This is a genomic window from Thermincola ferriacetica (genome assembly GCF_001263415.1).
Lineage (GTDB): Bacteria > Bacillota > Thermincolia > Thermincolales > Thermincolaceae > Thermincola > Thermincola ferriacetica.
Map to the genome: position 1 here is coordinate 107,464 of NZ_LGTE01000006.1, position 19,812 is coordinate 127,275.

Here is a 19,812-nt window from a genome sequence, read left to right on the forward strand (position 1 = left end):
TGATGGTTAGCTTAAAACCGGTGCAGCTTATATTGGACAAAGTATATAAAATATTGATCATTGTCGGCGGATTTACACTTTTGTTTTTATTTGGCAATCAGGAAGTTATACTCCATTCGTGGACTGACTTATCCCTGTTTGTTGTACTCCTGTTGATATCTAATGCCTTCAGGATCAGGCTGTCGGTAAATATTGAATATTCGCTTGCCTTTATCATTGAGCTGGTGGTTATTCAGTTATTTGGAATGAGCGTTGCTATACTGACAACGTTTATGACCGTGTTTTTGGTAAATACCGTCAAACTGGCAATAGAAAGGAAATGGCCGTTTTATAACAGCCTTTTCAACGCTGCACTTAGTACCTGTACCGTTGCGGCTGCCGGGTTGGCCTATAATTTGGCAACTGATACTATATTCGGTTTTATAGCAGCTACCATGGCTTATTTTATAACTGATATTACTTTATTGGCCGTTGTCCAATATGCGGGCCGCAAGAGGAAAATTCCCTTCAAAGATGAATGGTTGGAAATTGGTAAAGAAATATCGCTGAATTTTTTTGTGCTGGCTCCTTTGGCCTACTTAATACCATATATATTTAATTCGGTGGAAACTCAAAACAGGCTGTTTTTTGTGTTACTCTTTTTCGTACCGGTTATGCTGGTTAACTATGCCTTTCGGCTGTATACGAACATCCGCCAGAGTTACCTTAATACGGTGAAAACCCTAGTAGCAGTCATTGAAGTCAAAGATCCGCATGTGCGATGACATGCGGAACGGGTGGCGGGATATGCATTGGCGATAGCCAGGGATATCGGATATACTGACAAGGAATTAACCAGGCTCCATTATATAGCCCTCCTCCACGATGCCGGAAAAATCGGCATCAAAGATAGGATTCTGAATAAACCTGAAGCTTTAACGGCGGACGAATATGCAGAGGTCAAACGTCATTCCTTAATCGGCGCCAAGATAATAGAAAAAATAAATTTTTTGAGCAGTGGGGCTGACATAGTCCGATTTCACCATGAACGTTTTGACGGCACTGGTTATCCGGCAGGCCTGCGAGGTTATGATATACCGGAAGGGGCCCGTATCTTGGCGGTGGTTGACGCTTTTGACGCCATGACGACGGACCGGCCATACCGGAAGGCCAAAACTAAGGCAGAGGCCCTGGCGGAACTGGAGTCTTTGGCAGGTAAACAGTTTGACCCGCAGGTAGTAAAAGTGTTTAAAAAAGTTCTGCATAGACAGGGGGAGATTTAGTTTGTTACTTGAAACGGTGGTTGTAGCCATTGTCATTGGAGCCTTGGTAGGGGGGAGCCTCTTTAATCTTAAGCATCTTTCTTTAAAACACATAGAATTATTTTTTTTATCTTTCATCCTCCAGTCAGCATTAAACTATCTCGTGGGCAAGGGTGTTCAATGGGCAGTTGATTACAGGGGTTATATTCATTTATTTTCCTATCTGCCATTGTTTATAGGACTTTTCCTGAACAGAGCGGTTCCGGGCATCAAATTGTTAGGCCTGGGAGTTTTTATGAACTTTTTGGTAATTATGCTGAATCAGGGTCTGATGCCGGTGAGGGCTGACTTATTGCCGCCGGCCGTGTTGCAGGCCCTGGAAAAAGGAAACAGCGGTACTCATGGGTTGATATCGGACAGTACAAAATTGAAGTGGTTGGCGGATCAGATTTTTTGTCCGTTACCTTACCAAAATGAATTGATAAGTATCGGGGATATCGTTATAGATATAGGGGCTTTTTATTTAATTATTAACGCTATGAAAAATAAAGGTGATTATATCAAGTTTACCCATATAAACGGAAAACTGTAAAAAACCGTATGCTAAAAACCGGGGTTTCTGTGTCAGGATATTTGCCCAAATCAAGCTCATGGCGCGGTGGAAGGTGTGTGGCCGGCAGTACGGTAGATGCCTTGGCCGGTCGGAACCGGAGGCTCTTTGGCTAATGGCGGTTTACCAGGTACTTCCGCCCCTTGAAAAGGCCTTCTAAAGATGATACAATGGGATATAATGAATTCCTGAAATTGTAAGAATTACGGTTTTATTTAAATTAAAAAGAGGTGTAACAATGCTTGGGTTTTTAAAAAATTTTTTCGATGACAATGCCAAGGAAATAAAGAAACTGCAAAAGGTTGTTGATCAAATAAATGCTCTGGAGCCGGAAATCAAGGCTTTGGCCGATTACCGTTTGAAGGCCAAGACGCCGGAATTTAAAGAGCGCTTAGCCAGGGGAGAAAGCTTGGACGACATCCTGCCGGAGGCTTTTGCTGTTGTCCGGGAAGCATCACGGCGGGTTTTAGGCATGCGCCATTTTGATGTGCAGTTGATAGGCGGCATTGTTCTGCACCAGGGGCGGATTGCCGAGATGAAAACCGGTGAGGGCAAGACGCTGGTGGCCACTCTGCCTGCTTACCTGAATGCGCTTACCGGCAGGGGAGTGCATGTAATTACCGTTAACGATTACCTGGCTACCCGGGACAGTGAGTGGATGGGTCGTATTTATAAATTTCTCGGCCTGTCTGTGGGGTTAATCGTTCATGGCCAGGACTATGCGCAAAAAAAGGCTGCCTATAATGCTGATATTATTTACGGTACCAACAACGAATTCGGCTTCGATTACCTTAGGGACAACATGGCCTTGAGTAAAGAACAACTGGTCCAGAGGGACCTTTATTATGCCATCGTTGACGAAGTGGACAGCATCCTCATCGACGAGGCGAGAACCCCCCTGATTATTTCGGGCCAGGCAGATAAAGCAACGGATTTATATTACGTAATGGCCAAAATTGTTCCCAAACTGGTTAAAGATGAAGATTATACAGTGGATGAAAAGGCCCATATCGTAACCCTGACTGAATCGGGCATAGCCAAGGCCGAAAAGATGCTTGGCGTAGATAATCTTTATGATGATGACAAGATTGAACTCACCCACCATTTAAATCAGGCTTTGAAGGCCCATGCCCTGATGAAAAGAGACCGCGATTATGTGGTCAAGGATGGAGAGGTTATAATTGTTGACGAGTTTACAGGCCGTTTGATGTTCGGCCGGCGGTACAGCGAAGGACTGCACCAGGCCATTGAAGCCAAGGAAGGGGTTAAAATCGAAAGAGAATCCCAGACCCTGGCTACCATTACCTTTCAGAATTATTTCCGGATGTACGAAAAACTGGCGGGTATGACGGGTACGGCCGCAACAGAAGAAGAAGAGTTCAGGAAAATATACGGTCTAGATGTAGTGGTCATTCCCACCAATAAACCGATGATTCGGAAAGACCTGCCTGACGCCGTCTATAAGACTGAGGCTGCCAAGTTCAGGGCAGTAGTGGAGGAAATTGCCGAACGCCATGCCAAGGGACAGCCTGTATTGGTAGGTACCATATCCATAGAAAAATCGGAAGAACTTAGCCAAATGCTTAAGAAAAAAGGCATTAAGCACAATGTTTTGAACGCCAAATATCATGAAAAAGAGGCAGATATCATCGCCCAGGCGGGCAGGCTGGGTGCGGTGACCATTGCAACCAACATGGCGGGTCGGGGCACCGATATTTTGCTGGGGGGGAACCCCGAATACCTGGCCCATGATGAAATGCGGAGAATAGGCAAAGAACCTGACGAAGACCCGGAAACCTTTGCCCAACTTGTTGAAAAATATAAAAAGATTACCGATGATGAACACCGGAAGGTGGTTGAACTGGGCGGTCTTCATATAATTGGCACGGAGCGCCACGAATCCAGGCGTATTGATAACCAGTTGCGCGGCCGGGCGGGCCGGCAGGGAGACCCGGGTTCCACCAGGTTCTACATCTCGCTGGAAGACGACCTGATGCGGTTATTTGGCTCCGATAATATCAGCGGGTTAATGGATAAGCTGGGTATGGAAGAGGATGTTCCGATAGAGCACCCTATTATCACCCGTTCTATTGAAGCTGCCCAAAAACGGGTGGAGAACAGGAACTTTGACATCAGAAAACACGTTCTTGAATACGACGATGTTATGAATAAGCAGCGGGAAGTTATTTATGAGCAGCGACGAAGGGTTCTGGTAGGAGAAAACCTTAAAGAAACGATTATACAGATGATCGAGACCTTGATTGACGGAGCCCTCGATGTTTATTGCAACAAGGGGGTCCACCCCGAGGAATGGGATTTGGAAGGGCTCCTGCGCTACAGTGAACAGTTGTACCTGCCACACCATGACATTAAAGCTGCCGACCTGGAAGACATGGGCCGGGATGAGATCAAGGAGTTACTTTTTGAACGTTCAGTGGCATTATATGAGGCCCGCGAAAAGGAACTTGGTGCTGACACCCTGCGGGAGATTGAAAGAGCGGTGTTGCTGCGGGTGGTTGATGAAAAATGGATGGACCACCTGGATGCCATGGATCAGCTTCGTCAGGGTATCGGTTTGCGGGCCTATGGCCAGAAAGACCCGCTGGTGGAATACAAATTTGAAGGTTATGAGATGTTCCAGAACATGATCTTCAGCATTCAGGAAGATGTGGTCAGGTACATCTTCCGGGTCAGTGTTGTGGAGCAACCGGCAGTTCAGCATCATAATGTTGTCGAAAACAGGTACGCCGAAGAAGAGCCGCGGCAGCCGGTACGGGTTGGAAAGAAAGTGGGCCGCAATGACCCTTGCCCTTGCGGCAGCGGCAAAAAGTACAAGAAATGTTGTGGAGCGTCAACAGAAGGAAAATGACTCCCGCTTGAGGGGGTATGAAATACTTGAAATCGCGCGCTAAGGAGATTGACCGAAGCGCGCTTTTTTTATTCTATTTTTGGAAAAAGTTATGCGCCGGCTATAAAGTTCTTAGTGAAAAATCTCGATACTAATTAAAGTTAAGGGGTGTCAACGATGCGGGAAGGCGCAAAATTTTGTCATAACTTGTAGATGCAGGGAGGAAAAACATGGTTCGGTAGCCAATAATAAAACATGACATCAATAAATATTATTTGGTCTTATTTAAAACTAATAAAGTGCAGGTGGTTATAGGGTGGATTTAACCTCAATATTGGGAATTATATTTGGCTTACTTTCTTTGGTAGGTGGTTTTGTAGCAGAAAAGGGACATGTAAGTTCTCTATTGGCCGGTTCTGCTGCCCTGATCGTTTTTGGCGGTACGATTGGCGCCACGGTGGCCAGTTTTAAGATGGAAGATATCAAATCGATTCCTGCTCTTTTGAGGATAGTTTTTAAGGAGCATAAATACGAGGTGAACGAACTGATTGTAACGTTGGTAGGGTTTGCGGAAAAGGCCCGGCGGGAAGGGCTCCTTTCCCTGGAAAGGGAAACGGCCAACATTGAGGATGATTTCTTACGCCAGGGCATCCAACTGGTAGTAGACGGAACGGATCCGGCGCTGGTCAGGGACATCCTGGAAACACAGATTGAATTTATGGACCAGCGGCATAAAATCGGAGCTGATATCTTTGAATCAGCGGGTGGTTATGCGCCGACAATGGGTATTATCGGTACCGTAATGGGGCTGGTACACGTTTTAGGCAACCTTTCAGATCCTGAAAGCTTAGGTCCCGCTATTGCTTCCGCTTTTATCGCCACTTTGTATGGTGTTTCTTCGGCTAACATATTATGGCTGCCCATGGGACATAAACTGAAGCTGAAGAGTAAACAGGAACGCTTCATCAAGGAAGTGGCCCTGGAAGGAATATTATCTATCCAGGCAGGTGACAACCCGAGTATAGTGGGCGAGAAACTGAGGGCCTTCCTGTCGGCCAAGGTAAGAAAGGAAACGCAAAAAGAGGTGTAAGATATGGGCAAACGGGCCAAGGAGCCGGAAAAGGCGCCCAACCACGAGCGGTGGTTGATTACATATGCTGACTTAATCACATTATTAATGATATTTTTTATCGTCATGTACACTATCAGCAACGTTAATGCCAAGAAGTTTGCCCAGTTGTCTTCCTCCCTGAGCAGGGCGTTGGTCGGGCAGAACAGCGGTTACTTTATCGGCGAGGCCCCCGGCCCAGTGGTAATCCCCGGACAGTCTGAAGGCACCCAGAAAAAGGAAATGGAAGAAATGCAAAAGGCGAAGGAACAGTTAGACGCCTATATAAAGGGCCAAAACCTGGGCGGGAAAGTTGTGGTTGCCTACGAGGAACGCGGGCTTGTCATCAGCCTTAAAGAAACCATGTTCTTTGCTATGGGTTCGGCGGAAATCAATCCACGGGCCCAGGAAGTGCTGATAAAAATTGGCCAGGTGTTAAAAAACATGCCCAATAACCTCAGGATTGAAGGACATACCTGTGACCTGCCCATCAGGACGGCCAAGTTTCCTTCCAACTGGGAACTTTCCACGGCCAGGGCCACCAATGTGGTGAAATTTTTGATAGACCGGGTGGGCTTTGACCCGAAGCGCCTGTCGGCGACAGGATACGGGGAATACAGGCCGCTGGTGCCTAATACCAGTGAAGCCAACCGGGCCATGAACAGACGCGTTGATATTGTGGTGTTACGTACTGTACTAAACCTGGCGGAGCCCAATGGCGACAAAAATGCCCAGTCCCAGGGCGAAAATGTACAGGGGACCGGTAACAGCATGGAATCACAAAAAAGCAATAATAGCAGTCCATGAGCCAGTTTTACTTATACTAACCAAGGATGCCCTATTCCGGCATCCTTTTTTGCTTAATTAAGCAGGAAAAAACAAGGAATCGACTAATTATATTAATACAGCCAATGGTGGGGGATTTTGGAAAGAGGGAGTTTTATGCAGTTGAAATTAATGTATCAAGGAGAGAAAAACGGGTGCCGGGGAAACGGTGATTGCGACAGGCCTTACTGTGAACGTGACCTGTTGATGTGCGTTGTTAAGGCTCTGGTACGGCCCCGGTTAATTCCACTGATTAATCGCTTTTTTGAGGTACAGGAGCTTTTTAAACTGGCGGATTTGATATCATTGGGGGAAAACCAACTGCATCATGTTTTACGCATGGCTGAATTTGCAGAAATGATTGGAGAGGAGATCCTTATTGAATTAGGTATCGACAAAGCAGACTTAATTACGGCTGTGCTTTTTCACGACATAGGCAAAGGGCCGGAAATAGATGATTCGTTTTTTGAGCCCCAATCCGTGAAAAAGAACAAGCCGCCCAAAAACCTGAAAAAACATGTTCCCGGCTGGGTCGAGTATAAAGAGCCCATACACCGGCACCTGGTCAAGAGTGTGCGGATATCCGAAACGTATAATATAAAATCCGGTATTATTGAAGCCATTGCTTTACATCATCATGTAAAAATATACCCTCAGGTGTTAAAGAAAATTGCCCTGGCCCTTTCTTTGGCTCCGATGATATGTGATGATATACTTTGTTTTCGGCCGGAGCAGTATGCGGCCAAAGGCAGCAACCTGGCCCAGGCAGTGGCCGTTCTTGACCAGTTGTGTGCTATTGAGCGGAAGTTTCAGGGCAAGATTTACTTATTGGCAGAGCCGGAGAAAATGGAAGACGAACTGGTAAAAGAACTGGTCATAGGGGTGGCGGGACCTGAAGATCCCAGGTTAAAGCTACTGAATATAAAAATCAGGGCTGGGGCAACGGTAATCCTGTTAGATTTAAAATGCTTTGGCAAATTTGTCCAGTTGCACAGTGAATACGAAGTGCAGGGGACAAAAAGGGAGATATTGAATACCATCAGGTCTGTTGTCCGCGTTCAGGACAGGAAACGGGAAAGGGATGTGGTAGGACTGGTAGGAGGCGATGAGTTCGTGATTATAACCAACGTTGAGGACGAAAACATTATTCGGCTGATAATCAAAAGAATAACGGACGCTGTCAAAGCGCGGACAGGATTTGAGTTTCGGGTGGGATACGGAATGGGCGGGTCCATCGCGGATAACTTCCACGAAGCCAGGACCAGGTCCAATCTAGAAAAAAAGCCAAAATTTGTAATTTAGGCCGGCGGCTGCAGCAGGCCTGTTATTTTTGACAAAAAACAGTCTAAAAAGTATAATAAAAAGTATTGTGGAAAGTAGAGTCAATAGTAGCTAATTTTGTTACTATATTAAACAGGATTTTGGAGGGTTAAAATTGATAGCGGATTTAAAACGGGATTTGATTGAACTGGCTGAACGTTTGGAAGAATTGAGGGTTTCTCTTTGACATAGCCGGTAAAGTTCGGGCAGTAAACGTACTGGAAGAAAAAACGGCTGAACAGGGATTTTGGGACAACCCGGTGGAAGCGCAGAAAGTAATGCGCGAAATCAATGACCTTAAAGATACCGTCGAGTTGTACAATACCCTGAAAAGGCAGTATGATGATGTTTATACCCTCTGGGAATTGGGCATGGAAGATGACGACCCGGACGAAATTGAAAAAGAAGTCGCCCGGGATATCAGGCATTTGCGGCACAATATAGAACAGGCCGAATTAACCCTGCTACTGGGAGACAAATACGATAAAGGCAATGCCATCATTTCCCTGCATGCAGGAGCCGGTGGTACAGAGGCCCAGGACTGGGTGCAGATGCTCCTGCGGATGTATACGCGGTGGGCGGAAGAAAAAGGTTATAAAATAGACACCTTGGATTTATTGCCTGGAGATGAAGCCGGCATAAAAAGTGCCAGTATTTCTATTGAAGGGCCTTATGCCTATGGTTACTTGAAATCGGAAAAAGGCGTCCACAGGTTGGTGCGGATTTCTCCTTTTGATGCTTCCGGACGGCGGCATACATCTTTTGCTTCCGTGGATGTCCTGCCGGAGGTAGATGATGAGACGGAAATTGTTATTGACCCGGCTGACTTACGTATAGACACTTTTCGTTCCGGTGGTGCCGGGGGGCAGCATGTCAACAAGACTGATTCGGCTGTCAGGATTACACATATTCCTACAGGCATTGTGGTCCAGTGCCAGAATGAACGTTCCCAGCACAGTAATCGTCTGAAAGCCATGAAGTTGCTGCAGGCAAAACTTTTGGACCTGGAGATTAAAAAAAAGGAAGAAGAATTGAACAAATTGCGGGGTGAACAGCAGGAGATTGCCTGGGGCAGTCAGATTCGCTCCTATGTTTTTCATCCATATAGCCTGGTCAAGGACCACCGGACCGGTGTTGAAACCGGCAACGTACAGGCCGTTATGGACGGAGAGATTGATGAGTTTATAGCGGCCTATTTGAAGAGCCGGATAAAAAGGGACAATCCTGCCTAAAAAGCCTGCAGTTGAGGAAGAATAGTATTACTGCTCCTTCCAGAGGTGAATTTTTTATGACTGCAAAGGTAGTAAGGGATTATATAGGGATCACCGTTGGAGTTGTAATTATGGCCTTGGGCCTGGATATGTTCCTGGTGCCTAATAAAATTGCTGCCGGCGGTGTAAGCGGCATTGCCACGCTTTTATATTATCTTTTCAGAGTGCCGGTGGGGATGGCCATGCTGTTGATAAATGTTCCGCTTTTCCTCACGGCCATTAAAACGCTGGGTTTCGGGTTTGGCGTTCGTTCCCTGTACGGAACAATTGCCCTGTCCGTGGCTGTTGACCTGCTGGCTCCTTATGTTCCGGTGCCCACACACCAGCCGTTACTGGCTTCCATATATGGAGGAATAGCTGTTGGCATAGGTCTGGGGTTAGTTTTTCGTTATAAGGCAACCACGGGCGGCACTGACCTGGCTGCGGCGATTGTCAATAAGTACCTGGTTTGGGCCAGTGTCGGGTTGATACTTTTCGGTATTGATGCTATGGTTATCATAGCAGCCGGTTATGTATTTAACGCCGAACTGGCTTTATACGCCCTACTGACTGTTTTCCTGACCGCCCGGGTGATTGACGTGGTGCAGGAAGGTTTCGGTAGCGCTAAAGCGGCGCTGATTATATCTGATAATGCCGAAGAGATTGGGCAGGCGATACTGGAGAAGCTTGACCGGGGGGCTACGGCCTTACATGGAACAGGTTTTTATACAGGAACAGACAAAAAAGTCATTCTGTCAGTGGTCACCCGGGCCGAGATTTCCGGCTTAAAAGAATTAGTTCATCAAATTGATCCCCGGGCCTTTGTAATATTGACCGATGTCCATGAGGTGCTTGGCGAGGGGTTCAAGGGAAGCATTGCATAGTTGGAAAGGAGTGACGGTTTTATGAATGAAGCCAAACTGCAGGAGCTGGCCCGCAAGGCTAATACGATTCGGCAGCATATTATTCGCATGGTTGGGGAGGCAAAATCCGGGCATCCCGGAGGCTCTCTGTCCGCTGCCGATATTGTTACCACCCTTTATTTTCATGAAATGCGCATCAGGCCCGAAGAACCCCAGTGGCCGGACCGGGACCGTTTTGTTTTGAGTAAAGGGCATGCGGCCCCCGTTCTTTATGCTGCTTTGGCGGAAAAAGGTTTTTTCCCTGTTGATGAGTTGCATACTTTGCGAAAAATCAATTCACGCCTGCAGGGGCACCCCAGCATGAAACACCTGTCCGGCGTGGAAATGTCAACAGGCTCCCTGGGGCAGGGGTTATCAACTGCAGTGGGGATGGCCCTGGCCGGTAAAATAGACAGGAAGGATTTCCGGGTTTATGCTTTACTGGGCGACGGTGAGATTCAGGAAGGGCAGATATGGGAGGCAGCCATGGCGGCCGCCCATTATAAACTGGATAACCTGGTCGGTATTCTTGACCACAATGGTCTGCAGATTGACGGGCCAACCTGCGAAGTAATGTCACCGGAACCTGTGGCCGATAAATGGCAAGCGTTCGGGTGGCATGTGGTAGTTATTGACGGCCATGATTTTAAACAAATTATCTCAGCCCTTCAGGAAGCGCGCCGGGTAAAAGGAAAACCTGCAATGATTATAGCCAATACCGTAAAGGGCAAAGGAATATCCTTTATGGAAAACGAAGTTGGCTGGCATGGTTCGGCACCTGATGCGGAACAGGTTCAGCAGGCCCTGGCAGAACTACAGGGGGAGGTAGAACAAAATGAGTAAAATCGCCACCAGAGAAGCGTACGGACGAGCTTTGAAAAAACTGGGCCATATCAATAAAGATATAGTGGTCCTGGATGCCGACCTGGCCAAATCCACCAAGACCATTGATTTTGCCAGGGAATTTCCTGACCGTTTTTTCGACATGGGCGTAGCGGAGCAGAACATGGTGGCCACGGCAGCCGGTCTGGCAGCTGCCGGGAAAATACCTTTTGTCAGTTCTTTTGCCGTTTTTGCGTCCGGGCGGGCGTTTGAACAAATCAGGAACTCGGTTGCCTATCCCAACTTAAATGTAAAAATTGCCGCCAGCCATGCCGGTATCAGCGTTGGGGAAGACGGCGCGTCCCACCAGTCGGTGGAGGATATTTCCCTGATGCGCACCATTCCCAACATGACTGTCATTGTGCCGGCGGATGGGCCGGAAACGGAAGCGGCCGTACAGGCGGCGTTGGAAATAAAAGGGCCTGTCTATATCAGGCTGGGCCGGTTGGCTGTTCCGGTGTTGTTTGGTGAGGACTACAAATTTGAGTTGGGCAAAGCTGCCATCTTAAAAGACGGAAATGACTGTACCGTTATGGCCTGCGGCCTGATGACAGGGGTGGCCCTGGAAGCATGGGAGATCTTAAAAAATGAAGGTATCAACATAAAAGTAATCAACATGCATACGATCAAACCTATTGACAGGGAGGCTATAATTGAAGCGGCTAAAGAGACCGGCGCTATCGTTACTGCTGAAGAACACAGCGTCATCGGCGGCCTGGGCAGCGCTGTGGCCGAGGTAGTAGTGGAAAACTGCCCGGTACCCATGGAGCGGGTAGGGCTCAAGGATACCTTCGGCGAATCGGGCACCCCGGCTGAACTGCTCGAGAAATACGGCCTGACGGCCAAAGATATTGCTGCCGCCGTGAAAAGAACTATCGCAAGAAAAAAATAAACCTACTGGGACTCTTTCACAAGTTTTCTCCCCACACTAAGAGCTGTCTAAGTGCCCTGCGCCCTGTGTTTGAAACACGGGGTGCAGGGCATTTTTGGACAGCTTTCCTATAATCCAAAACAATTATGAGGGTGATGATTTTCAACCGAAAAGCAGTATTATGTCGAATGAAGTAAAAAAAAGACGAACGATTGTTGCAGGAGGACTGCTGTTTTGTCGAGAAATTAAATTAATACATATCTTTTTCAAATTATAGTAATTCATATAAAAGTTGGCAAACTTCGCGAAAGTGAAGGACGCAAAGCTATGGGTCTACGGCCAGGGGAGGCTATGATTGCCAGGTTGCGGTTTTATTAAAGCCTATTTCCTTTGGGGATAGGATTTTTTATTCATGGAATGAGGGTGTGCAATGGTTGTCAATTTATGTTTAATTCTATTTCAGTCCTTCCCGGAAAATATACTTGTTATTTCATCTGGTTTGGTTTTAACCGGTTTAAGGCCAAGGCTTCCCAAAATAATTATTATAGCAGCAATCACTTCGGTAATATCTCATATAGTACGCGCTTTACCTCTGGCGCCGGGGCTGCATATAATTTTGCAATTTCCTGTTTTAGTTATGTTAGTAACCTGTTTTTATAAGCTAAATATCACATATGCTATTCTGGCATCTTCTATAGGTGTAATTGGAATAACTTTATGTGAAATGATATTAAATCCGATATTATCCCTGGTTACGGGAATACCTATTAAAGAAGTACTAAAGGACCCCTTTTGGCGTTTCGTCTTCCCTATACCTGAATTTATCCTGATGGCAATTTTAGTTTACTTTTTATTTCGTAAAAGAATTACCCTGTTTGATGTTCAGGAATTCGAAAATTTGGAGCATGTAGAGAATCATGAGTAATAAAGGTTTATTTGTAACGTTGGTTCTTTTAGGGCTGGTTTTGGTTTTGGTTTCCATTCAGTTTTATTTTCAGACTGTTATAGATGGTGTCACTCAATTGGATTCCCCTCAGAGATTGTTATCAGTCGTTAATGGGGTAATTTTCGCCATTATACTCTTTTCGTTCTTTTTCACCCGAAAGTTGTTACAGGTGGTAAAACAGGAGAGGATGTTGCAGGTTCAGGAGCAATATATTGATTATTTGCGGGATTTGATAAAAGTAATAAGGGTTCAGAGACACGATTTTGTTAATCACATGCAGGCAGTCTATGCTCTTTTGAAAACAGGGGAGATTGAAAAGGCAGGCAAGTATATAGAAAATCTGTATGAGGACGTAAAGATAACCAGTGAATCCTTGCGCATTAATATTCCGGAAGTATCGGCTTTGCTTTTGGTGAAAATGGGTATTGCGTCTGCCCAAAATATATCATTTATCATCGAAATTGAAACCGGTTTGGAAAAAATCAGGCTAAACCCGATAGAGCTTAACACTGTTCTTGGCAATTTAATTGACAATTCATTCGAAGCCGTAAGAGTACTAAATTCACAAGACAGAGAAGTGACGCTGAAGATTTTTGATACCGGCCGGCAATGGGTAATTCAGGTGCACAATCAGGGATACATTGCTGACGAGATAAAGGAGAAGATTTTTGTACCGGGGTTTTCCACTAAAGGGGAGGATGGCAAGCGGGGATTTGGTTTAGCTTCGGTAAAATCCGTGGTCGAAAAAAATCACGGCGAAATTATTGTTTGCAGCAGACCGGAATGGGGTACGAGGTTGACCATTCTTTTTTCGAAAGAAAGATGAGAGGTGATAATAGATGTTGAATATTAACCGTATCGCAGTAAAGACGGGCGTTTATCTGGCCCGGGAATTAAACCTGAACAGGCAAAAAGAAGTTAAAATTATATTTGGTATGGAATTGGCGCTGGCAGCCGTTATCAAAACAATCAGCGTTATGCTACTGGCATATTTATTGGGTGTTTTAAAAGAAACGGTGGTATTGGTATTTACAGCCGGTGTTTTTCGCCTGGCATCAGGAGGAGAACATTGCCGGGCTTTTTACCGGTGTTTAGTGGGAGGAACGCTGGTTTTTCCTTTGCTTGGAATTGTGGTGAAGACCTTGAATGCAGTAATTAATTTTCAGGTGTACACAGCAGCGATTTATGTCTCTGTTCCGGTAGTTTTTGCTATAGTCTGGAAATATGCTCCCGGTGATACAGAAAATAAACGTATACCGGAGAAAAGGGAAAAAGCCAGGTTTAAAAGGTTGTCCCTATATATCGCCAGTGTTTTCTTTATTGTCGCTGAATTGTTTCTGGTTGCCGGGGTATTTACGGAGTTTGTTTTGGCTATATTGACAGGTCTGGTTTGGCAGGCTTTTACCATAACTCCGGCAGGATATAGGTTTATCGGGGGAATTGACAGTATTCTGCGCCTTTCCAAATAAAGGAGGTAGGGGGATTGGCTTTAGAGGTGCTGATAGCCGATGATGAACAATATGTGGCGGTTTACCTGAAGAAGATTATTGAGGAAGTGGAAGATGTAAAAGTAGTGGCTATAGCCAGTGATGGTAAAGAAGCTGTAAAAATGGTGGAAAAGTTAAGACCTCAGGTGGTTTGTCTGGACATAGATATGCCGGAAATGAACGGGATTGCAGTGGCAAGGGAATTAGCCGAAGTTTACCCGCAGTTAAATTTTGTTTTTGTTACGGCTTACCCTGACTATGCTTTGGAGGCTTTTGAACTGTATTCCTTTGATTATATTTTGAAGCCATTGGACGAAAAAAGGATACAGAAGACGATAAGGAAATTGAAAGAGAAAGTTTCCAGGGAAGAGGTCAGTAGGGTGCAGAACGACGAAAAACTATTGATCAAGGTTGACGGGCGCAAAGTGTTTGCTGATTTTGATGAAATTATTTATTTTGAAAGTTATACTCCCAAGGTTTTAATAAAAACTATAAAGGACGAATATTTAATTAGAAGCAGCATACATGAATTGGAACAGCATTTAAGTAAAGATTTTTTCAGGTGCCACAAAGGATATGTAGTCAATCTGAAATATATAAAGGAGATAATACCATCTGGACGCACTTTTGAGATTTTATTAAAAACCGGAGATAAAGTTTTGTTGAGCCGGGAAAAAGAAAAAGAATTACGCGAGAAATTTAAATATAATTCGATGAATTAAAAATAGCCGTTTCTAATACGGTTATTTTTTGTGGTTAAAAAAGAGGCAAAATTCTTAACAATTACCCATTCAAGGCCTATTATGACCCGTTCATGTAATATTGGTAGAAAACACCAATAAAATTTGATATAAAAAAACTAAGAAAAAGTGATTTGGGAGGTGGACCAGATGTTCAGGCTGCCAAAGACGATGATTTTACGTTTTGCTTCGGCGGTACTGTTGTTTGTAGCGGCCACCGGAGTTAATACGGCATGCTGGTTATACTGGTACCAGCCGAAGATGATGGAGGAGTAGTAAGAAATGTATGTTAACGCGTGTTTAAGTAATTTTTGAATTAACACATGTATCAGACTGTTATAAATGTGACCCAAGGTATATTGATATGAATTTAATTTTGCCTAAAAAGAATTTAAAATTTTGGTGCCAAAGTCTTCACTTACCAAAGTAAGAGGAAGGAGGAGGTGTTGATGTCATTTTAAAATAATTTGTATGAGGAGGTGGTGATAACATTGTAATTTTGTTTTTCATAAATAATAGCAAAGGAGTGATATAATTTGAAAAAAGCATTATCCTTAATTTTAGCGAGTTTTATGTTTTTTTTCACATTTTATTCCAGTGTATATGCAGCAACAGACGATGATGGAAAAAAAGAATTTTCAGTTTTAGCTGTTGGCGATTATGATTATTACAAGAATTTAACCTTTGAAGATGCCAACTATTTCGATGATTATTTGCAGGATTCTTTAGGTTGGACAAAAATACAGTATGAGGTTGATCCTAATCCGGATGGCACTACGGATGCTTATAATCCAGTAGATAAAACAGCAGTTGGCGTAAGCCTTGGGGATTTTAAAGATTCCACTGATGGGATTATTCCTCAGGCTGATCAGGGAGATTTGCTTTACTTTATGGGACATGCTTATTCAGACCGGATGCTTTTAAAAGACGAATTAACTGACGTTCACTACACTGATATAGGAACTACTTATGATTCTAGTACATACTCCTCTAATTCAGCCTGGGATGATGATTTAGAGTGGACAATTTTGGGTGCTTGCAGTATTGCTAACCGTAATTACGATGGTATTCAATGGGCAAAAACATTAATGGGTTCACCGAGAAGAGCCCATGGGATTTATGGATACCAAGCTTCATCTCCGTCATACCCTAACGATTATTACGTAGCTACAAAATTCTTTGCTAATGCAGCAGGAACCAGTCCCCAGACAATATGGAGTTCATGGATAAATGCTAACAACTATTACAATGCAACTAACTGGGGAGTTATAGAACACAGCGGTAACAGGGACTATCTTTGGGGGAAAGGTACAGTGACATCAGATACAACGGGTGCTCCGGTAATTTATCAATATCAATACGGTGACGATAGAGTTGAACTTTTAAGCAGTGCAAGCGTAGAGCTGAGCAATTCCAGTATCCAGACGTCAGATTTTACAAAAGTTAAATTGGTTGGCAGCTACAACACAACGGCACAAAAACTAGATGAAGAAGTTATAATTGACCAGTTTTATGCAGATGAACAAAAAAATCAAATTTACAAAATTAGAGATAAAAAAGGAGATCTTATTGTTGAGGGCCCCAAAGGAAGTAAATTAGAAATTTTACACACTTCCGGTGCAATTAAATATTCAAGGGAAATTGTTGATGAAGTGGTCAACTTTGATTATATGGAAGCAAGAGCGATGGCAGACAAGTTTTTAGAAACTCATGGTGGAAAACCGGCAGATGCTTTTGTTTGGAAGATTCGACCATTAGAAAAAAATTTATTAAACTTTGGCACTGACAGTGTAGATAAGAGTGAAAAAATAGGATATTTAGTGGAATACAAGCGCAAGGTAGATAATATTTTAGTTGACGGTTATAATGGAGATAGTATAAGAGTTTTGGTTGATAATCAGGGTGTAGCAAATATGCATAAATTATGGAGAAATATTGATAAAAACTTCAATAATGATAAAAAGCCTATTGTTACTCCTGAAATAGCCCAAACTGCTGCGATAAATAATGTACATAAGATTTGGAAGGTTCCAGGTAAGGCTGATAATTCTATAAAAACTGATTTGGTTTACTTTAGCAAGTCTTTTATGCATGACCAAACTGTAATGGAACCGGCTTGGCGGGTAGAAGTTGGAAAAGATTCATATATTTTTGTGAATGCTTATTCGGGTAAAATCGAAGATTATTAAATGATAGATCGATCGGCTCCTTTAGGAGCCGATTCTCCATGGAGGGATTCTGCTTGAGGAAATTAAAAGTTGAATTTTTGTTTATAATTATATTGTCGGCTATACTAACGAGCTTTTTGGGTTGTTCTACAACATCTTCCGATATGAATTTAGCCTCAAAGACAAAATTTGTCCCACCACCCCCTGACTATCTAACCATTTACGTTGAGGGGAAAAGAATTGATCTTAAAAAAAATGACCCAAGGTTTAAAAACCTATCAGAAGAAATTACCCGCTTAACAAGAAACATAACCGATGGAGTCGGCGGAAACCGAACATGGCGTCCCGCTGGTTTTGAGAATCAAATGGATTCAATAGCGTTGAAAGATACTGTAATAATACTTGCGCAATGGGAAAAAAAGCATAAAGTCAGCTTAAAACAGAAAGAGATGACCCTGGGAGAACAGGGGTGGGAAGGTAGCCCCAGAGATCAGGAAGGTAATTTTGTGATTGAGACAGACGGGTTCATGGTGGAGATATATGAAAAGAATTTAGATGCTCATTTAGGCTATAAACATTGGCTGACAAAAGAGAAATATTACTGGGCTGGTGCTACCGCAAACAACCTTGATGCCGAGACTTTATTAAAAATTATAGAAAAAAATAAACATGATTAGATGGTTTCTACCGAAAAATAGACATATAAAATGGCGAATTTCTCCAGTTTTCATAGAATAGCTTGAATTTTTATGCGTACGTTATTATGCGCTTTATTTTAAATCAATGGGTAACTTAAACAAGGCTTATGAATACAATCTAGTTCACTTATTTATAAATGAATACAATTATACAGACTAATGGGTGGAAGATTTTTGGTGATTTTGATGAACTAAAGAAGATGAGTACTCTACTATGGGCAGTTATATGAGTTTGAATAGCAGTTATTTTTTTTGATGCCACAAGGTTATCTTGTTAATTTAAGGTACATTAGGGAAGTAGTTTCTTCGGGTGGGACTTTTGAGATTTTATTAAAAACCGGAGATAAAGTTTTGTTGAGCCGGGAAAAAGAAAAAGAATTACGCGAGAAATTTAAATATAATTCGATGAATTAAAAATAGCCGTTTCTAATACGGTTATTTTTTGTGGTTAAAAAAGAGGCAAAATTCTTAACAATTACCCATTCAAGGCCTAATATGACCCGTTTAATTATAACTGGTAGAAAAGACCAGCAAAATTTGATAAAAAAAGTTAAGAAGAAGTGAATTGGGAGGTGAACGAGATGTTCAGGCTGCCAAAGACGATGATTTTACGTTTTGCTTCGGCGGTACTGTTGTTTGTAGCGGCCACCGGAGTTAATACGGCATGCTGGTTATACTGGTACCAGCCGAAGATGATGGAGGAGTAGGAGGTATTCAAGGAGGTACGGAAAGGGGGTGAAATATGAGGCCAAACTTAAGAAAGGCAATAACATTTATCCTTGTCTCGGTTTTTCTGTTTTCCCTGGTTCCTTTCTCCACAGCATCCTTTGCTGCCCACGAAAAGATAAGCGCTGATTTAAAAGGTAAGATTAAAATCATATCCGATTCAACAGTTCCGGTAATTGTCCAAACTAAGCAAGGTTTGAAAGAAAGGCATAAAGACTTTATCCGGAAATGCGGCGGTAAAGTAAAACATGACCTACCCCTGATAAAAGGATTTGCTGCTGAACTGCCTGTTTCTGCAGTAGAAGAATTTGCTAAAGATGAAGAGGTAACCCGAGTCTCCTACGACTCCGAAGTTCATACCTGTTTAGATACGGCAACTGCAGCGATTAATGCTCCGGCCGCCTGGGAAGTAGGTTTTACGGGCAAGGGAATTACTGTAGCAGTAATCGATACAGGAATATACCCGCATCCGGATCTGACCCAACCGACTAACCGGATAATAGCATTTAAAGATTTCGTGAATAAAAAGCCTCTGCCTTATGACGATTTTGGCCATGGGACTCATGTAGCGGGAATTATTGCCGGTAACGGCAGTATGTCCGGTGGGCAATACAGAGGGGTAGCCCCAGAGGCCAACTTAGTAGGAGTGAAGGTTCTGGACAATACCGGCGGAGGCAGCACCAGTGATGTAATAGCCGGAATACAATGGGTTGTCGACAATAAAGATATTTACGGAATCAGGGTAATAAACATATCGCTTGGTGCTCCGGCCACAGAGTCTTATACAACTGACCCATTGAGCCAGGCGGTAGAAGCGGCCTGGAATGCAGGGCTGGTGGTAGTGGCAGCAGCAGGAAATAACGGTCCGTCGGCAGGGACAATAAACACTCCCGGCATCAACCCGCATATCATTACGGTAGGAGCTGTGGATGACAGAGAGACAGTTGAGACTTTGGATGATGTTATTGCCGGGTTTTCAAGCCGGGGACCAACCATTGACGGTTTAACAAAGCCTGATTTGGTGGCTCCGGGGGTAGGTATTACGTCTCTGGTTTCGGACACGTCATACATACCCAAGAAAAATAGCGGTTCGGCAGGTAAACCGGGAAAAGCCGCTCAAGCCGAAACCCAGGAAAAACCTGCACAAACCACTATTACCAATTACTATGTTACCATGTCGGGGACACATT

Annotated in this window: 21 protein-coding genes and 1 riboswitch; all 21 genes read left to right on the forward strand. The window is 43.9% G+C overall.

The window, feature by feature from the left end:
- The first annotated feature begins 2 nt into the window (after positions 1-2).
- The gene (locus Tfer_RS06070; RefSeq protein WP_052217335.1) at positions 3-764 is read left to right on the forward strand and encodes a hypothetical protein; all 762 of its coding nucleotides are present in this window, start codon (positions 3-5) and stop codon (positions 762-764) included.
- Between the two features lie 12 nt (positions 765-776).
- On the forward strand, positions 777-1,262 hold the full coding sequence (locus tag Tfer_RS06075) for an HD-GYP domain-containing protein (RefSeq protein WP_083436817.1): 486 nt from the start codon (positions 777-779) through the stop codon (positions 1,260-1,262).
- Position 1,263: 1 nt separating this feature from the next.
- On the forward strand, positions 1,264-1,833 hold the full coding sequence (locus Tfer_RS06080) for a DUF5317 domain-containing protein (protein WP_052217337.1): 570 nt from the start codon (positions 1,264-1,266) through the stop codon (positions 1,831-1,833).
- Between the two features lie 256 nt (positions 1,834-2,089).
- Positions 2,090-4,720 (forward strand): preprotein translocase subunit SecA, encoded by a 2,631-nt coding sequence (secA, locus tag Tfer_RS06085; protein ID WP_052217338.1) that lies wholly within the window; start codon positions 2,090-2,092, stop codon positions 4,718-4,720.
- A gap of 295 nt (positions 4,721-5,015) precedes the next feature.
- Entirely contained in the window at positions 5,016-5,789 is a 774-nt protein-coding gene (locus tag Tfer_RS06090) for a flagellar motor protein (RefSeq protein WP_013121592.1), read from the forward strand.
- Positions 5,790-5,792: 3 nt separating this feature from the next.
- Positions 5,793-6,614 (forward strand): OmpA/MotB family protein, encoded by an 822-nt coding sequence (locus tag Tfer_RS06095; RefSeq protein ID WP_052217339.1) that lies wholly within the window; start codon positions 5,793-5,795, stop codon positions 6,612-6,614.
- Between the two features lie 135 nt (positions 6,615-6,749).
- Positions 6,750-7,934, forward strand: a complete 1,185-nt coding sequence (locus Tfer_RS06100) for an HD domain-containing protein (RefSeq protein WP_052217340.1) — start codon at positions 6,750-6,752, stop codon at positions 7,932-7,934.
- Positions 7,935-8,067: 133 nt separating this feature from the next.
- Positions 8,068-9,184 (forward strand): peptide chain release factor 2 gene (gene prfB, locus Tfer_RS06105; protein ID WP_152908985.1). Its coding sequence is split into 2 segments (ribosomal slippage): positions 8,068-8,136 and positions 8,138-9,184, totalling 1,116 coding nucleotides; the frame shifts between segments, so codons are not numbered across the junction.
- Between the two features lie 56 nt (positions 9,185-9,240).
- Positions 9,241-10,086 (forward strand): YitT family protein, encoded by an 846-nt coding sequence (locus tag Tfer_RS06110; protein ID WP_052217341.1) that lies wholly within the window; start codon positions 9,241-9,243, stop codon positions 10,084-10,086.
- A 21-nt stretch (positions 10,087-10,107) separates the two neighbouring features.
- A complete protein-coding gene (locus Tfer_RS06115) occupies positions 10,108-10,947 on the forward strand; it encodes a transketolase (protein WP_052217342.1) in 840 nt (279 codons plus the stop codon).
- Positions 10,940-11,878: a transketolase family protein gene (locus tag Tfer_RS06120; RefSeq protein WP_052217343.1), complete on the forward strand. Its 939-nt coding sequence runs from the start codon at positions 10,940-10,942 to the stop codon at positions 11,876-11,878. Before Tfer_RS06115 ends, Tfer_RS06120 begins: the two co-directional genes overlap by 8 nt.
- A 263-nt stretch (positions 11,879-12,141) precedes the next feature.
- Positions 12,142-12,228, forward strand: a riboswitch (cyclic di-GMP riboswitch).
- Between the two features lie 59 nt (positions 12,229-12,287).
- Positions 12,288-12,782, forward strand: a complete 495-nt coding sequence (locus Tfer_RS06125; RefSeq protein ID WP_052217344.1) for a hypothetical protein — start codon at positions 12,288-12,290, stop codon at positions 12,780-12,782.
- Positions 12,775-13,629, forward strand: coding sequence for a sensor histidine kinase (locus Tfer_RS06130; protein ID WP_052217345.1), 855 nt, complete (start codon positions 12,775-12,777; stop codon positions 13,627-13,629). The genes Tfer_RS06125 and Tfer_RS06130 overlap by 8 nt, the downstream gene beginning before the upstream one ends.
- Positions 13,630-13,642: 13 nt before the next feature.
- A complete protein-coding gene (locus tag Tfer_RS06135; RefSeq protein ID WP_052217346.1) occupies positions 13,643-14,272 on the forward strand; it encodes an accessory gene regulator ArgB-like protein in 630 nt (209 codons plus the stop codon).
- 14 nt (positions 14,273-14,286) lie between these two features.
- On the forward strand, positions 14,287-15,012 hold the full coding sequence (locus Tfer_RS06140) for a LytR/AlgR family response regulator transcription factor (protein ID WP_052217347.1): 726 nt from the start codon (positions 14,287-14,289) through the stop codon (positions 15,010-15,012).
- A 168-nt stretch (positions 15,013-15,180) separates the two neighbouring features.
- The gene (locus Tfer_RS15935) at positions 15,181-15,306 is read left to right on the forward strand and encodes a cyclic lactone autoinducer peptide (RefSeq protein WP_013121581.1); all 126 of its coding nucleotides are present in this window, start codon (positions 15,181-15,183) and stop codon (positions 15,304-15,306) included.
- Positions 15,307-15,566: 260 nt separating this feature from the next.
- Complete coding sequence (locus Tfer_RS06145) at positions 15,567-17,219, forward strand: DUF6345 domain-containing protein (protein ID WP_052217348.1); 1,653 nt, start codon at positions 15,567-15,569, stop codon at positions 17,217-17,219.
- 53 nt (positions 17,220-17,272) lie between these two features.
- On the forward strand, positions 17,273-17,875 hold the full coding sequence (locus tag Tfer_RS06150; RefSeq protein ID WP_052217349.1) for a hypothetical protein: 603 nt from the start codon (positions 17,273-17,275) through the stop codon (positions 17,873-17,875).
- 276 nt (positions 17,876-18,151) lie between these two features.
- Entirely contained in the window at positions 18,152-18,310 is a 159-nt protein-coding gene (locus Tfer_RS17280; RefSeq protein ID WP_152908986.1) for a LytTR family transcriptional regulator DNA-binding domain-containing protein, read from the forward strand.
- Positions 18,311-18,477: 167 nt separating this feature from the next.
- Positions 18,478-18,603 carry a cyclic lactone autoinducer peptide gene (locus Tfer_RS15945; RefSeq protein ID WP_013121581.1) on the forward strand — a complete coding sequence of 42 codons (126 nt, stop codon included), beginning with the start codon at positions 18,478-18,480 and terminating at the stop codon, positions 18,601-18,603.
- Between the two features lie 35 nt (positions 18,604-18,638).
- A partial coding sequence (locus Tfer_RS06155) for a S8 family peptidase (RefSeq protein ID WP_052217350.1) occupies positions 18,639-19,812 on the forward strand: 1,174 nt, incomplete at its 3' end.

What these genes read in the sequence shown, in the direction of transcription:
- Tfer_RS06070 (WP_052217335.1), top strand. Translation starts at nt 3, where the DNA reads ATGGTTAGCTTAAAACCGGTGCAGCTTATATTGGACAAAGTATATAAA.
- secA (WP_052217338.1), top strand. Translation starts at nt 2,090, where the DNA reads ATGCTTGGGTTTTTAAAAAATTTTTTCGATGACAATGCCAAGGAAATA.
- Tfer_RS06095 (WP_052217339.1), top strand. Translation starts at nt 5,793, where the DNA reads ATGGGCAAACGGGCCAAGGAGCCGGAAAAGGCGCCCAACCACGAGCGG.
- Tfer_RS06100 (WP_052217340.1), top strand. Translation starts at nt 6,750, where the DNA reads ATGCAGTTGAAATTAATGTATCAAGGAGAGAAAAACGGGTGCCGGGGA.
- Tfer_RS06110 (WP_052217341.1), top strand. Translation starts at nt 9,241, where the DNA reads ATGACTGCAAAGGTAGTAAGGGATTATATAGGGATCACCGTTGGAGTT.
- Tfer_RS06115 (WP_052217342.1), top strand. Translation starts at nt 10,108, where the DNA reads ATGAATGAAGCCAAACTGCAGGAGCTGGCCCGCAAGGCTAATACGATT.
- Tfer_RS06120 (WP_052217343.1), top strand. Translation starts at nt 10,940, where the DNA reads ATGAGTAAAATCGCCACCAGAGAAGCGTACGGACGAGCTTTGAAAAAA.
- Tfer_RS06125 (WP_052217344.1), top strand. Translation starts at nt 12,288, where the DNA reads ATGGTTGTCAATTTATGTTTAATTCTATTTCAGTCCTTCCCGGAAAAT.
- Tfer_RS06130 (WP_052217345.1), top strand. Translation starts at nt 12,775, where the DNA reads ATGAGTAATAAAGGTTTATTTGTAACGTTGGTTCTTTTAGGGCTGGTT.
- Tfer_RS06135 (WP_052217346.1), top strand. Translation starts at nt 13,643, where the DNA reads ATGTTGAATATTAACCGTATCGCAGTAAAGACGGGCGTTTATCTGGCC.
- Tfer_RS15935 (WP_013121581.1), top strand. Translation starts at nt 15,181, where the DNA reads ATGTTCAGGCTGCCAAAGACGATGATTTTACGTTTTGCTTCGGCGGTA.
- Tfer_RS17280 (WP_152908986.1), top strand. Translation starts at nt 18,152, where the DNA reads ATGCCACAAGGTTATCTTGTTAATTTAAGGTACATTAGGGAAGTAGTT.
- Tfer_RS15945 (WP_013121581.1), top strand. Translation starts at nt 18,478, where the DNA reads ATGTTCAGGCTGCCAAAGACGATGATTTTACGTTTTGCTTCGGCGGTA.